Source organism: Priestia sp. SRI_019 (genome assembly GCF_057586255.1).
Window position 1 is genome coordinate 1,623,444 of the sequence record NZ_JBYCZN010000001.1, and the last position, 12,907, is coordinate 1,636,350.

The 12,907-nt window shown below is 40.0% G+C and carries 10 protein-coding genes, 1 pseudogene and 2 other annotated features; of the genes and pseudogenes, 9 read left to right on the forward strand and 2 right to left on the reverse strand.

Annotated elements, in window-relative coordinates:
- Positions 1 to 140 precede the first annotated feature (140 nt).
- Positions 141 to 542 carry a hypothetical protein gene (locus AC2YJL_RS08890; RefSeq protein WP_013057709.1) on the forward strand — a complete coding sequence of 134 codons (402 nt, stop codon included), beginning with the start codon at positions 141 to 143 and terminating at the stop codon, positions 540 to 542.
- A gap of 217 nt (positions 543 to 759) precedes the next feature.
- Here AC2YJL_RS08890 and AC2YJL_RS08895 read toward each other — a convergent pair.
- A pseudogene (locus AC2YJL_RS08895) lies at positions 760 to 2,284 on the reverse strand (catalase); the annotation flags it as partial.
- Between the two features lie 452 nt (positions 2,285 to 2,736).
- Between AC2YJL_RS08895 and AC2YJL_RS08900 the strand changes: the two are divergent.
- Both AC2YJL_RS08900 and AC2YJL_RS08905 read left to right on the forward strand, forming a co-directional pair.
- Positions 2,737 to 3,912: a C40 family peptidase gene (locus AC2YJL_RS08900; RefSeq protein WP_025751189.1), complete on the forward strand. Its 1,176-nt coding sequence runs from the start codon at positions 2,737 to 2,739 to the stop codon at positions 3,910 to 3,912.
- Between the two features lie 124 nt (positions 3,913 to 4,036).
- Positions 4,037 to 4,351 carry an MTH1187 family thiamine-binding protein gene (locus AC2YJL_RS08905; RefSeq protein WP_013083795.1) on the forward strand — a complete coding sequence of 105 codons (315 nt, stop codon included), beginning with the start codon at positions 4,037 to 4,039 and terminating at the stop codon, positions 4,349 to 4,351.
- Between the two features lie 64 nt (positions 4,352 to 4,415).
- On the opposite strand, the gene AC2YJL_RS08910 is transcribed toward AC2YJL_RS08905, so the two are convergent.
- Entirely contained in the window at positions 4,416 to 5,999 is a 1,584-nt protein-coding gene (locus AC2YJL_RS08910; protein ID WP_230933004.1) for a PucR family transcriptional regulator, read from the reverse strand.
- Positions 6,000 to 6,305: 306 nt separating this feature from the next.
- On the opposite strand from AC2YJL_RS08910, the gene allC reads away from it, so the two are divergent.
- Genes allC through AC2YJL_RS08940 form a run of 6 tightly spaced genes read left to right on the forward strand, consistent with a single transcriptional unit; the run spans position 6,306 to position 12,118 of the window.
- Positions 6,306 to 7,547 carry an allantoate deiminase gene (allC, locus tag AC2YJL_RS08915; RefSeq protein ID WP_230933715.1) on the forward strand — a complete coding sequence of 414 codons (1,242 nt, stop codon included), beginning with the start codon at positions 6,306 to 6,308 and terminating at the stop codon, positions 7,545 to 7,547.
- A gap of 12 nt (positions 7,548 to 7,559) precedes the next feature.
- Positions 7,560 to 8,810 carry a pyridoxal-phosphate-dependent aminotransferase family protein gene (locus AC2YJL_RS08920; RefSeq protein ID WP_230933003.1) on the forward strand — a complete coding sequence of 417 codons (1,251 nt, stop codon included), beginning with the start codon at positions 7,560 to 7,562 and terminating at the stop codon, positions 8,808 to 8,810.
- Between the two features lie 43 nt (positions 8,811 to 8,853).
- On the forward strand, positions 8,854 to 10,464 hold the full coding sequence (locus tag AC2YJL_RS08925; RefSeq protein ID WP_369361104.1) for a gamma-glutamyltransferase family protein: 1,611 nt from the start codon (positions 8,854 to 8,856) through the stop codon (positions 10,462 to 10,464).
- Between the two features lie 24 nt (positions 10,465 to 10,488).
- Entirely contained in the window at positions 10,489 to 11,073 is a 585-nt protein-coding gene (locus tag AC2YJL_RS08930; RefSeq protein ID WP_013057701.1) for a chromate transporter, read from the forward strand.
- A complete protein-coding gene (locus tag AC2YJL_RS08935; protein ID WP_014459451.1) occupies positions 11,070 to 11,600 on the forward strand; it encodes a chromate transporter in 531 nt (176 codons plus the stop codon). Before AC2YJL_RS08930 ends, AC2YJL_RS08935 begins: the two co-directional genes overlap by 4 nt.
- 59 nt (positions 11,601 to 11,659) lie before the next feature.
- Positions 11,660 to 12,118, forward strand: coding sequence for a GNAT family N-acetyltransferase (locus tag AC2YJL_RS08940; protein ID WP_230932999.1), 459 nt, complete (start codon positions 11,660 to 11,662; stop codon positions 12,116 to 12,118).
- A 199-nt stretch (positions 12,119 to 12,317) separates the two neighbouring features.
- Positions 12,318 to 12,523: a binding site (T-box leader), on the forward strand.
- A gap of 70 nt (positions 12,524 to 12,593) precedes the next feature.
- Positions 12,594 to 12,800: a binding site (T-box leader), on the forward strand.
- The last annotated feature ends 107 nt before the right edge of the window (positions 12,801 to 12,907 follow it).

Consider the following 12,907-nt stretch of genomic DNA (forward strand, 5'->3'; position numbering starts at 1 on the left):
TAGGCGGGTATAATTCCCAGTGTAAAAACCCCAAAAAAGACTAACACCACAGAATTAAACTATGATAATATATTATCCTATGAGCATAATCAATGCTCACATATGTTGTGATGAAGCGTTTTTTAGAAAGAGGGATCATCTTGAGTGGAGAAGTTCTTGTCAAGATTTTATCTCAAGCGTATGAACAAAAAAAGACATTACCAATCGTCTCATTCTCGTCTTTTTTTGAACAAAAAAAGGTGGGCTTTCGTTTAAATAACGATGTGTCCGCTGATATTATCTACCATACGCTTATGTGTATTCAGAGAAAAACGTGTGTCCAAGATGTGTTAGTGGAAGTACTAAAAGTTGATAGTCCAAACAATGACGGGGCATTTTCTGATTGTGTATATATTTTAGCAAATGGTACAAAACAGCAAGTGAAAGAATGGGTTCAACCTTTACATCCTAAAAGAGTGAAACAAGGATATCAGCACGGGACACCCATTGATGCGCCACAGTTAAAAAATGACTACCACGTGTTTGCCGTTACTTGGTCATAAGCGTTTAACCCAAAAAACATCCTGCTGTCGCTGCAGGATGTTTTTTGTTAATAAGGATGAGCATCGTGTCCTTTTTCATTAGCTTCTTCTACCGCATCAGCAGCTTTGTTGCTTCCTAACGGTGAACCGCCTTCTTTTGGCAATTTCCCGTATGTAGGAGTCATTTCTGCTCCCATTTCAATTTCTAGGGAACCATCATCATGCATTAGAAGACCAATGCCATTTGCTACTCGATTGCCATAGTCAAAATCACATTGAGTTAAAAGCTCAATCATCTTTGTTTGAACGGTATGGTGACAACATTTTAAGCCGTCTACTAAATTTTGAATAAGCTCATCACGTTCCCAGTCCTCTAGTAAACGATAGCGTTCACCAGCTTGCTTAAAATCATTTGTACGATCAATTTTTTCTTTTTTTACATTTCCTTCAACATAAGGCTGATGAGGTTTTGGATGGTCATGCGCTTCTTGAAGACCTCCAAGAGAAGAAGGCTCGTAATTCACGTGCGGGTTTTGACCTGGAGCAGCATCTACATGATAGGCCATTTGACCGTCGCGTTGATTTGTTGCTACATGTTTTTTCGGCGCGTTAATAGGCAGCTGCAAGTAGTTTGTTCCCACCCGGTGACGCTGCGTGTCGGAATAAGAAAACGTTCTTCCTTGCAGCATTTTATCATCAGAAAAATCTAGCCCGTCTACAAGTACACCCGTACCAAATGCGACTTGCTCCGTTTCAGCAAATACGTTGCTTGGATTTTTATCTAGGACCATTTTACCTACTGGTAGAAATGGAAATTGGTCTTCCGGCCAAATTTTCGTGTCATCAAGCGGATCAAAATCTAGTTCGGGATGCTCTCCATCTGCCATGATTTGTATACAAAGTTCCCACTCGGGGTAGTTACCGCTCTCAATCGCTTCATACAAGTCTTGAGTGGCGTGACTGATATTTTTAGCTTGAATTTCTTCTGCTTGCTTTTGGGTCAAATTTTTAATTCCTTGTTTTGGTTCCCAATGGTATTTCACAAGAAACGCATCGCCATCTTTGTTTACCCACTTATATGTATTAACACCGGAACCTTGCATTTGCCGATAGTTAGCAGGTATTCCCCAAGGTGAAAATAAAAAAGTAATCATATGCATAGCCTCAGGGGTGTGAGAAATAAAATCAAAAATACGCTCGGTATCTTGACGGTTTGTCACAGGATCGGGCTTAAAAGCATGAATCAAATCAGGGAATTTAATAGCATCGCGGATAAAAAATATTTTAAGGTTATTTCCTACTAAATCCCAGTTTCCGTCTTCTGTGTAGAACTTTACAGCAAACCCCCTTGGGTCTCGCATTGTTTCTGGAGAGTCCTTTCCATGGGTTACGGTAGAAAATCTGACAAAAACGGGCGTCTGTTTGCCTGCTCCTGAAAAAACTTTTGCGCGGGTGTATTTTTCAACGGGCTCGTCCCCAAGCTTTCCGTACGTTTCAAAATATCCGTGAGCTCCCGTTCCTCGTGCATGAACAACACGTTCCGGTATACGTTCACGATCAAAATGCGAAAGTTTTTCAATCAGCTGGTAATTTTCAAGAGTAGCAGGTCCTCTGTTGCCTACCGTTCGAGAATTTTGGTTATCACGAATGGGGTGACCTTGACGCGTCGTAAGCGTCTGCTCGTTTTCTCCGGCTGCATAGCGTTTGTCTTCCGAGTCACCTGATCCGCTAACATTTGTACCATGAATGCCTTTATGGCTCATAAAATAATCCTCCTTGTTTCAAACATAACAAGACTATTTTTTTCAGCTCTCGCTTTTTTATTCATTAATATGGAAATAATATAAATTTTTAGAAGAAAAACCGTTTTACTAGAGAGGGGGAACAAATCCACTAAACGAATAAATTTTAAAAAAGTTTCACATTTCAAAAAAAATAAATTGTTTTTTTTGAAATATAAAGATAATGTTACGGGTGATTTTTTACCTATTATTAGTGTAGGAAAAGGAATAATTTTGGAATATATTAGCTTTTTTGTCGAACTTATTAAGTGTTAAACGACAATAAACTACGACAATATACACCATGCAGCTGTGATACTGTCGTTTCTTGTAACATAAATGTAATATTAGTGATGTTATTTTGTAATAATGTGTTGTTACAATGTAAACGTCTTATAGATTAGTAGATTATGGCATTGGAGGAACCTTTTTTTATGAAAAAGTTGATATATTCGTTAGCGTTATGTGGATCTTTAACAGTAGTACCTACAATTAGTGAAGCTGCTTTAGGAGATGCTACGCTGCACCCAGGAACAAGTAATTCAGATGTAAAAGAATTACAGCAAAAATTAAAAAACAAAGGTTATTTTACATACGGTACAACAACAAACTATTACGGTTCAATCACGACTAGCGCAGTAAAGTCGTTTCAGCGTGCAAATGGCTTGTCTGCAGATGGTATTGCAGGTCCATCTACATTTAATAAACTGCTAGGAAGCGGAAGCTCATCAAGTTCATCAATTAGCTCAAGTTCATTGCTGCGCGTTGGTTCAACTGGACCAAACGTACAATCTTTACAGCAGCAGCTAAAGAATAAAGGCTATTTTAAGGGAACTACGACTCAATACTTCGGTTCAATTACAAAAAATGCAGTAATGGCATTTCAACGTGCAAACGGACTGTCTGTGGACGGAATTGCGGGTCCAGCTACGTTAAGTAAATTAAAAAATGGCGGTTCTAGCGCTTCAACTGGTGGTTCTAGCTCTAGCAACTCAACTATTTTACGTCAAGGTATGAAAGGTTCAGCAGTAAGCAGCCTTCAGCAAAAACTAAAAAATAAAGGTTACTTCTCAGCTGGTGTAACAGGCTACTTTGGCTCAATTACAACAAGTGCAGTAAAATCATTTCAACGTGCAAATGGTTTATTAGTAGACGGAGAAGCGGGTCCAGATACGCTGAATAAATTAAATTCAAGCAGCTCTAGCAGCTCAAAACCTTCAACATCAACAGGAAGCAGCACAAGCTCAAGCTCAGCTTCAAAAGTTATTTCATACGGTAAACGTTTTATGGGAACACCTTATGTTTGGGGTGGAGCTGCGCCTGGAGGATTTGATTGCAGTGGTTACCTTAACTATGTATATCGCAATGCAGTAGGTGTAAGTCTTCCTCGTACAGTTGCTAGCATCTATCAAACTGGTACGCGTGTAAGTTCACCTCAGCCTGGCGATATCGTTTTCTTTGAAACGTACCAACCAGGAGCTAGTCATGCTGGAATTTATATCGGAAACGGTCAATTCATGCATGCAGGTTCTTCAACAGGCGTGACAATCACATCACTAAGCAACTCTTACTGGTCAAAACGTTACTTAGGAGCAAAGCGTTACCTATAAGAGTGTAACAAAAAGGAGTAGTTGTAGAACTATTCCTTTTTTCTATGCACCATAAACGTAAAAGTAGGAAATTTTTGCGCGATTTGGTATGATAACTAGGGAACAAATAAAAGGAGTGTATAACATGGCTATTGTAGATGTAACCATTATTCCGGTAGGTACGGAAACGCCAAGCGTGAGTCAGTACGTAGCTGATATTCAAAAAGTGTTGGCCAAGCATGAAGATGAAATTACATATCAATTAACCCCTATGAATACATTGATTGAAGGGGAATTAAGCACGCTGCTAAACATTGTTCAAGAGATGCATGAAGTACCTTTTGAAAATGGCATTCAGCGCGTATGTACAAATTTACGAATTGATGATCGCCGTGATAAAGAAAATCATACGATGGCTGGGAAATTACAATCCGTACAGTCTAAATTAAAAGCGAAATAAAAAATATGCAATACAATAAAAAACGCTTGAGTATCCACTCAGGCGTTTTTTATTGTATTTATACTTAATTAGCATGCACAAGAGAAAAAATTTGAAAAGCTACGCGCAGCCGAAGGGTTTCCTCTGACGTGTGAATAGGTCTTTTTAATAACTCTTCGCATTTTTCAATTCGATAGATCACCGTGTTCCGGTGAACGAATAACTGCTTAGCAGTCTCTGAGATTTGGCAATTGGAATTTAGATATGTTTCCAGCGTGTCAAGTAAGATGGAGCGATCTTTCTTATCGTACTGCAGCAAACCTTCTAATGTTTGAGAATAGTAATCCTGTAAATCGTTTGCTGGAAGCAACCTCAGCAGTTCTTTAAACTGTTTTGGTTGATAAAATTGAATAAGCTTCGACTGATCTTTAAAATGGATGGTTTCAAGAGCTTCAACAGCTTCTTTATATGAGTCAGCGATTGTAAGTAGGGATTGGCTTTGATTTCCAACTCCAAATGACATTCGCTTATCGTAGTGACGGTAAACAGCTTCTTGCAAGCGATGCAAGCATTCTATAATCATAGGTTGAGAATGAGGTGTAAACAAAAGAATATAAAGATTGTCATAGAAAAACAAAACGGCCTCTGTATGACCTGCTGATAACTCATAGTGAAGGAGCTCATAGATCATATCATCATCGCTGTAAGGCGTGAATGTAGAATGGATTTTCCCGACGGCGCAAATATAGCTGTTTGCTGCTGATAAGCCCATCATCTGTGCTTGAAAGGAAGCATCTTCTAGCGTTTTATAATAATTGTTAACAAGCTGATTGAAAAAATCGTTTTTTCGTCGCCGTTCAGCTTCATACAAAGCCTGCTGTCTCATCATTTCGAAGGATAAAACGTTTGTCGCTTGTTCAATCGTTAGGAGCGCTGAATCGGATAAAGAAACTTGGTGTTCAATAAGTAAATAACTGTACTTTCTTGTATGTGTCGCAATCGGAAAAAGCGTAACGGTTTTTTTGGTGTGTAAAAAAGAAAAGGTTGTATATTTTGACGTTCGTAAAAACAGCTGCTTAGCACCCGCTACCGCTTCTTCCATCGGGAGTGAAAAAGGTTCGCGTTTGTTTGTATAAAAGAGTTCATGGCCATGGGTATCAAAAAGGGCAACGTGAGCATTGCATAACGTTTGAATAGATTGCATAATTTTCTCAATGCCTTTTCCTTGTAAGATGTATGAGGAAAATAGCTGATGTGTGACCATCGCTTGCTGAAGCTCGGCTGTTTTTTTATCTAAAATAAAGCTGAGAGATTCGTTAATAACCGCGCCTAACGTTTCGTCCGTTTGGAAATCAATGATCGGAAAGTGAAGTTCATCAGCTAGCTGACAAATAGAAGCAGGCACGTGTTCGAAAAAGCGCTTTGTTTTGATGGCCAATCCTGCACATTTCTTTTTAGCCATTCCTTCTACAAGTTTTGCTAAGCTTTCTTCATGTTCTTTGAAGTGATAACCGGTTGTAATTAAAAATTCTCCTTCTTTTAAAAAAGATAAAATATCGGGTGCGTCCATCATATTGACGTTATGTACTTTGCGGGTGACTCCTTTTTGCCCGGCTACTACAGATGCTTTCTCATAAATTGGAATGCGTAAAAGAGTTTGTAGTTCCATTATTTATTACTCCTTTTGTTAAAAATTCTCACATTTCCCTGCGCGTATCTTTATCTATCTTTTATTTTATAAGAAAGTTTAGTTAAAATAAATAAAATTTTCAGAAAAAAATGTATAAATTGTTAATGAAGAAGTGTATTCAATCCTGTAAGATAAAATAAATAACATATAATGTTAGAAAAAGTGACGTATATAAGACTTTATATATTTAGTGATACTAGCTAAAAAAACACTAAATCATTGTAGGACGTGTTAATGAAAACAATCAGTCATTTTCTTAAAATGAAGATAGCAGGAGGGATAGCAATGGTTGCAGATATGACGGGGAAATCTAAGCTTTGTCAGCAAATCGAAGAAAACGTTAGCTGGCTGTCACAGTTTGGGTTAGATGAAAAAGAAGGGGTCACGAGGCTTTTATATACGGAACAGTGGAATGCAGCTCAAAAGGCATTGGAAGAAAAAATGAAGGAACTTCATCTCAAAACGTATTACGATGATGTAGGAAATTTATTTGGACGGTTGCAAGGAACGGGTTCAGAACAACAAGTTATTTTAACAGGATCCCATATCGACACCGTGATAAACGGAGGAAAGTATGACGGGGCGTTTGGTGTTGTGGCAGGTATCATTGCTCTGCAGTACCTATATGCGCATTACGGCTTCCCCACAAAAACCTTAGAGGTCGTATCACTTTGTGAAGAAGAAGGCAGCAGATTTCCTCTTACGTATTGGGGATCAGGTAATATGAATGGATTACACAGCAAAAGTGATGCAAAACATGTTATAAATAAAGAAGGGGTTAAGCTGGATGACGCAATGAAACAGCTCAATTTCGGAAAAGGCCTCCACAGCGAGCCATACCGCACGGACATCGCTTCTTTTATTGAACTGCATATCGAACAAGGAAAGCAGCTTGAAATGTCTCGTTGCGATATCGGAATTGTTTCTAGTATCGTCGGGCAGAAACGATTTACAGTATCTGTTAAAGGTGAAAGTAACCATGCGGGCACAACCCCGATGAACATCAGAAAAGATGCATTTTATGTGAGCTGCAAACTTGCTAAAGCATTTATTGAACTGAGCGAAACATATCATAACGCTTTATACGTAACGGTTGGCAAAATTACACTTTCTCCAAATGCACCGAATGTAATACCAGGATATGTAGAATTCACGGTCGATATAAGACATCATGAATATGAGGCTTTACAAGAGGCAGAACGAGAAATGAAGGAGATTATAAAGCGAACAGCAGGGGGTTTAGAAGTGAATATCGACTGCTGGATGGATGAAAAACCTGTCGCCATGAGCGAAGAATTATCTGAACTTTCCAAAATTATTTCCTCGGAAAAGAATATCTCCTCCCGAGAATTAGTAAGCGGTGCAGGACACGACTCACAGGTATTTGGACGAAGAATTCCAACATGTTTGTTATTCGTACCGAGCCAAGATGGAATCAGCCATTCCCCAAAGGAATTCACCAAAGGAGAACAGTTAGAAAAAGGAGTAAAGGTCTTAATAGAACTATTATATAAACTTGCCTACTAGGAGGAATTTGACATGACTATAACAAAACAGCTTCATACACCGCCGCGTACGATTATGACACCCGGACCTGTAGAAGCAGATCCCCGCGTATTAAGAGCATTAGGAACACCTATTTTAGGTCAGTTTGACCCCGCATTTACGCACATTATGAATGAAACGATGGAAATGCTTCGTGAACTATTTCAAACCAAAAACAAATGGGCTTTTCCCGTTGATGGAACGTCTAGAGCTGGGATTGAAGCAGTTCTTGCAAGTGTAATTGAGCCTGGCGATAAAGTATTTGTCCCGATTTTCGGCCGCTTCGGCTATTTATTAACAGAAATTGCCGAGCGCTACGGAGCTGATGTACACAATATTGAATGCGAATGGGGAGAAGTGTTTGACCCTGAAACAGTTATTCGTGAAATAAAAAAAGTAAATCCGAAAATTGTTGCAATGGTTCATGGTGAAACGTCTACAGGAAGAATACAGCGGCTTAAAGAAATTGGGGCTGCATGCCGAAACCAAGATGTTTTATTTATCGTCGACGCAGTAGCCACTATTGGCGGTACGGATGTAAAAGTAGATGAGTGGAACATTGATGCATTGATTGCAGGCACACAAAAGTGTTTATCTGTTCCGTCGGGTATGGCGCCTATTACGTACAATGATCGTATTGAAAAAATTATCATGGAACGTAAAAAAGTTGAAAAAGGAATTGCCACAAAAGCAGATGCTCAAACTGTTCGTCTGCGTCCAAATATTATCAGCAACTATTTTGATTTGAGTCAGCTTCAAGACTATTGGAGTGAGCGCAGATTAAATCATCACACGGAAGCAACGTCCATGCTCTATGCTTTAAGAGAAGGGCTGCGCGTTATTTTAGAAGAAGGATTAGAGGAAAGGTTTGCAAGGCATCGCCTCCATGAAAAAGCACTTGTAGCCGGTATTAAAGCAATGGGATTATCTTTATTCGGAGATGAGGATTCAAAAGTTCCAACCGTTACTTGTGTTTTAATTCCCCCAGGTATTGACGGAGAGGCAGTTCGTTCTACGCTCCTTGAACAATTTGGGATTGAAATTGCAAGTTCTTTTGGGCCGATGCACGGAAAAATATGGCGTATCGGTACAATGGGATACAGCTGTCGAAAAGACAACGTTCTCTTTACATTGGCTGGTCTTGAAGCAGTGCTTATTCGAAACGGCGCAACCGTGAATGCAGGTTCTGCTTTACAAGCAGCATTAGAAGTTTACGAGGAAGAAGTAGCGCTGTCTAGTCTGTAAAGATTCGTTTTATTCATCATATAAAGAAAAGAGGAGATTTTCTATGAGCGAATACTTTTTTACACACCCCTATGCATCGCAGCGTACGTGTACGTTTGGAAAAAATGGAATGGTAGCAACCAGTCAGCCTCTTGCCGCTCAGGCGGGTCTTGAAATGTTGAAAAAAGGAGGCAATGCGGTAGATGCTGCTATTGCCTCAGCGGCTTGTTTAACGGTTGTAGAGCCTACGTCAAATGGAATTGGCGGAGACGCATTTGCTCTCGTGTGGATCAATGAAGAGCTATACGGACTCAACGCGAGCGGTCCTGCTCCTGCTTCTATCTCTATTGAGGCTCTGCGTGCCATGGGGATAAAAGAGATGCCGGTTCGCGGTTTTGTTCCTGTTACGGTCCCAGGTGCCCCGAGTGCGTGGGCGGAACTGTCAAAACGCTTTGGGCGACTGTCGTTAAAAGAAGTGCTGCAGCCTGCTATTTCGTATGCACAAGAAGGGTTCCCAATCTCCCCAATTTTAGGGTACAATTGGGAACGAGCGTTTGAACGATTTACACACGCGTTAAAAGGTGACGAATATAAGCACTGGTTTGAGACATTCACCAACAATGGATCTGCTCCTAAAGTAGGGGAAATGTGGCGATCACCGGACCACGCTGCTACGCTGCTTGAAATTGCCGAAACGAATGGAGAATCTTTTTACAGAGGGGATTTAGCTGATAAAATAGCAGCTTTTTCGAAAAAACACGGCGGATTTTTAGCAAAAGAAGATTTAGCAGCTTTTAGAGCAGAGTGGGTGAAGCCAATTTCAACTTCTTACCGAGGATATGATGTGTGGGAAATTCCGCCAAACGGCCAAGGCCTTATTGCACTTTTAGCTTTAAATACGCTAAAAGGCTTTTCTTTCGATGCCAAAGATTCTGTCGATACATATCACAAGCAAATTGAAGCCATGAAGCTAGCGTTTGCAGATGGACAAAAATTCATTACAGATGCTGATAAAATGACAGTAGCAGTTGAAGATTTGTTGAATGATTCTTATGCAAACAAGCGCAGAGGGCTGATTGGCGAAAAAGCGCTTATTCCCGAAGCCGGACAGCCGTCTCATAGCGGCACGATCTATTTAGCGACAGCTGATGGAGAAGGAAACATGGTATCATTCATTCAAAGTAATTACATGGATTTTGGCTCAGGACTTGTCGTACCTAATACGGGCATATGCCTGCAAAACCGCGGGCATAATTTTTCGTTAGACCCACAGTACCATAACCGATTAGAGCCTGGAAAACGAACCTACCATACCATTATTCCTGGATTTTTAACAAAGAATAAAAGCGCTGTAGGTCCATTCGGTGTAATGGGCAAATTCATGCAGCCTCAAGGACATGTGCAAGTCGTCATGAATATGATCGATTTCCATCTAAATCCTCAGGCAGCTTTAGATGCACCAAGATGGCAGTGGATTGAACATAAAAAGGTTCTTGTGGAAAAAGAAATGCCTTCACATATTGTAGAAGCATTAGAACGCAAAGGGCATGATATTCATGTGGCTACGAGCAGACATACGTTTGGAAGAGGACAGATTATTTTAAGAGATGAACAAACCGGTGTATTATACGGCGGCACAGAAGCGCGAACAGACGGAGCGGTCGTTGCTTATTAGATCACAGAGAAAGGAGCGCGAGAAATGCGACAATTGGATATTTTTATAGCGTTTTTTCGCTCAGGTATGCTCGGCTACGGAGGCGGACCTTCAGCTATTCCACTCGTAAAAAAAGAAGTGGTCGATACGTACAAGTGGATGGATGACGATGAATTTGGCGATTTGTTAGCAATTGCCAATACGCTGCCTGGGCCTATTGCTACAAAGCTGGCTGGATACATCGGCTATCGAGTCGGCGGTATTTTGGGTCTCGGGACAGCTTTATTTGCAGCCGTTATTCCAACCGTTTTTTTAATGGTATTGCTGTTAACAACTTTAACGCAATTTAAAGATCAGCCGTGGGTTATGGGCATGACTAAAGCAGTTGTTCCTGTAGTGGGAGTTATGCTCGCGGTTATGACGTGGGACTTTTTTAAAAAATCAACGTCTGGTTTAGGGTGGACGCCAGCTATTATCTTACTGATTATTAGCTTAGGATTAATGGAATTTGCCCATATCCATCCAGCGGTCATTATTATTGTTCTTATGGCGGCAGCTTGGATTCCGCTAAAACGAAAAGGAAAAAAAGGCGAAAGTGCTGAACACAAGCAGAAGAGGGAATCGGTATGATTTATATTCAGCTATTCATGGCGTTTTTTGTTTCAAATATTTTAGGGTATGGAGGCGGACCTGCGTCGATTCCGCTTATTCAAAAAGAAGTCGTAGATCGCTACCATTGGCTTACGGTCAAAGAGTTTAGTGAAATGCTGGCAATTGGAAATGCGCTTCCTGGTCCGATTGCAACAAAAATGGCGGGGTTTATCGGATATCAGCAGGCTGGGATTTTAGGCTCTGTGATTGCTCTTTTTGCAACGATTGCTCCATCGGTTTTACTTTTAGTTATTTTACTTCGAATATTATTTAAGTATAAAGATTCGCCAAATGTTAAGAAAATGACGAACTACATTCGTCCCGTTATCGCTATTTTACTGGGCTTGATGGCATATGAATTTTTTATGAATTCATACGGTGATTCAGGGATATGGCAAACTTTATTTTTAGTAGCAGCCAGCTTTCTTTTATTGGAAAAATTGCGTGTGCATCCAGCGTTCGTTATTGTCGGAGCACTCGTATACGGAGCTGTTTTTCTTGCTTAAATGAAGCTCTCAAATAATGAGAGTTTTTTTGTGTAAAAGAGACGAAAAGAGGGGAAGTCATGGTTGAAAAAGCAGCGCTAGAAAACGTTCAGGATTTGGTTAAACTGCGAATGTTGCTCATGAAAGAACTGGGAGAATTAAACGGCAACGAGGAGCTGTTTCAAAAAGCTACAGAAAAATATTTTACTGCAAATATAAATAATCCAAATAGCTATACGGCTATTTTAAAAGCGGATGGAGAAATTGTATCAGCAGGAAGCATCGGATTTTTTATACGTCCGCCTTCACCGAGTAACCTCCAAGGAAAAGAAGCATATGTTATGAACATGTATACAGCTTTTGATCACCGAAAGCACGGCTATTCTTCAGCTGTTTTAAAGCATTTGATGCAGTACTGCCAAAAAAGTGGCGTAAATCGAATATGGTTAAATGCTTCTTCCGCTGGAAAAAGCTTGTATCAAAAACATGGATTTATTGAATGTGAATCTGAAATGGAATACAAGTTTGAAAAAAATTAGAGCAGCAAAACTCTTGATAGAGAAGGGTTTGAAAGAGCTGTGGTTTTTAAAAAATAAAAAAATTAATAAAAAGTGTTGACGAAGATAAAAAAACCATTCATAATACAAATCAACATCACACAACATTACACACAACTTGGAAGCGACAAACAGTTTCAAACGATCGGAACTGATTATCCAAGTACACATACATAGTCAATACTGAGCGTTGATAGGAGCACTAGTAGAAAAAATTTCCCTGTAACAGAGAGCTGACGGTTGCTGCGAGTCAGAACACAAATTTTTTCGAAGTACATTCCTTGAGCATCTTTTCCGAGCAGGAAAAGACGGCCTGGCCGTTATTTTAATGAAGAGGCAAGCAAAATGCTTGCAACTAGGGTGGTACCGCGAATTTTCGTCCCTACTGACTCTTAAGAAAAATCTTAAGGGTGAGTAGGGACTTTTTGTATTTCGGTCCGTTATAATTTTATATCCATTACAAGCGATGAAAAGAGCATAGTAGCAAAATCTTCCCTGTATTCAGAGAGCTGATGGTTGGTGCGAATCAGTACAAAAGAGATTGCGAATTACATTCTTGGAGCTTTCTTTTGGCGATAGTCAAAAGCGGCAATAGCCGTTATCTTAATGAAGAGGCAAGCAATGCTTGCAATTAGGGTGGTACCGCGATCAATTCGTCCCTACTGATACAATCAGTAGGGACTTTTTGTATATCCGCATAAGCGGCTGTGTAGGTGTAAAACGGATTTTTCAATACAAACTAAACGAGAAGATCCGTTCAAGGTTATAAAA

Excerpts from the sequence above, each read along its gene's own strand:
- AC2YJL_RS08900 (WP_025751189.1), top strand. The coding sequence starts at position 2,737 with ATGAAAAAGTTGATATATTCGTTAGCGTTATGTGGATCTTTAACAGTA.
- AC2YJL_RS08905 (WP_013083795.1), top strand. The coding sequence starts at position 4,037 with ATGGCTATTGTAGATGTAACCATTATTCCGGTAGGTACGGAAACGCCA.
- AC2YJL_RS08910 (WP_230933004.1), bottom strand. The coding sequence starts at position 5,999 with ATGGAACTACAAACTCTTTTACGCATTCCAATTTATGAGAAAGCATCT.
- allC (WP_230933715.1), top strand. The coding sequence starts at position 6,306 with ATGGTTGCAGATATGACGGGGAAATCTAAGCTTTGTCAGCAAATCGAA.
- AC2YJL_RS08920 (WP_230933003.1), top strand. The coding sequence starts at position 7,560 with ATGACTATAACAAAACAGCTTCATACACCGCCGCGTACGATTATGACA.
- AC2YJL_RS08925 (WP_369361104.1), top strand. The coding sequence starts at position 8,854 with ATGAGCGAATACTTTTTTACACACCCCTATGCATCGCAGCGTACGTGT.
- AC2YJL_RS08930 (WP_013057701.1), top strand. The coding sequence starts at position 10,489 with ATGCGACAATTGGATATTTTTATAGCGTTTTTTCGCTCAGGTATGCTC.
- AC2YJL_RS08935 (WP_014459451.1), top strand. The coding sequence starts at position 11,070 with ATGATTTATATTCAGCTATTCATGGCGTTTTTTGTTTCAAATATTTTA.
- AC2YJL_RS08940 (WP_230932999.1), top strand. The coding sequence starts at position 11,660 with ATGGTTGAAAAAGCAGCGCTAGAAAACGTTCAGGATTTGGTTAAACTG.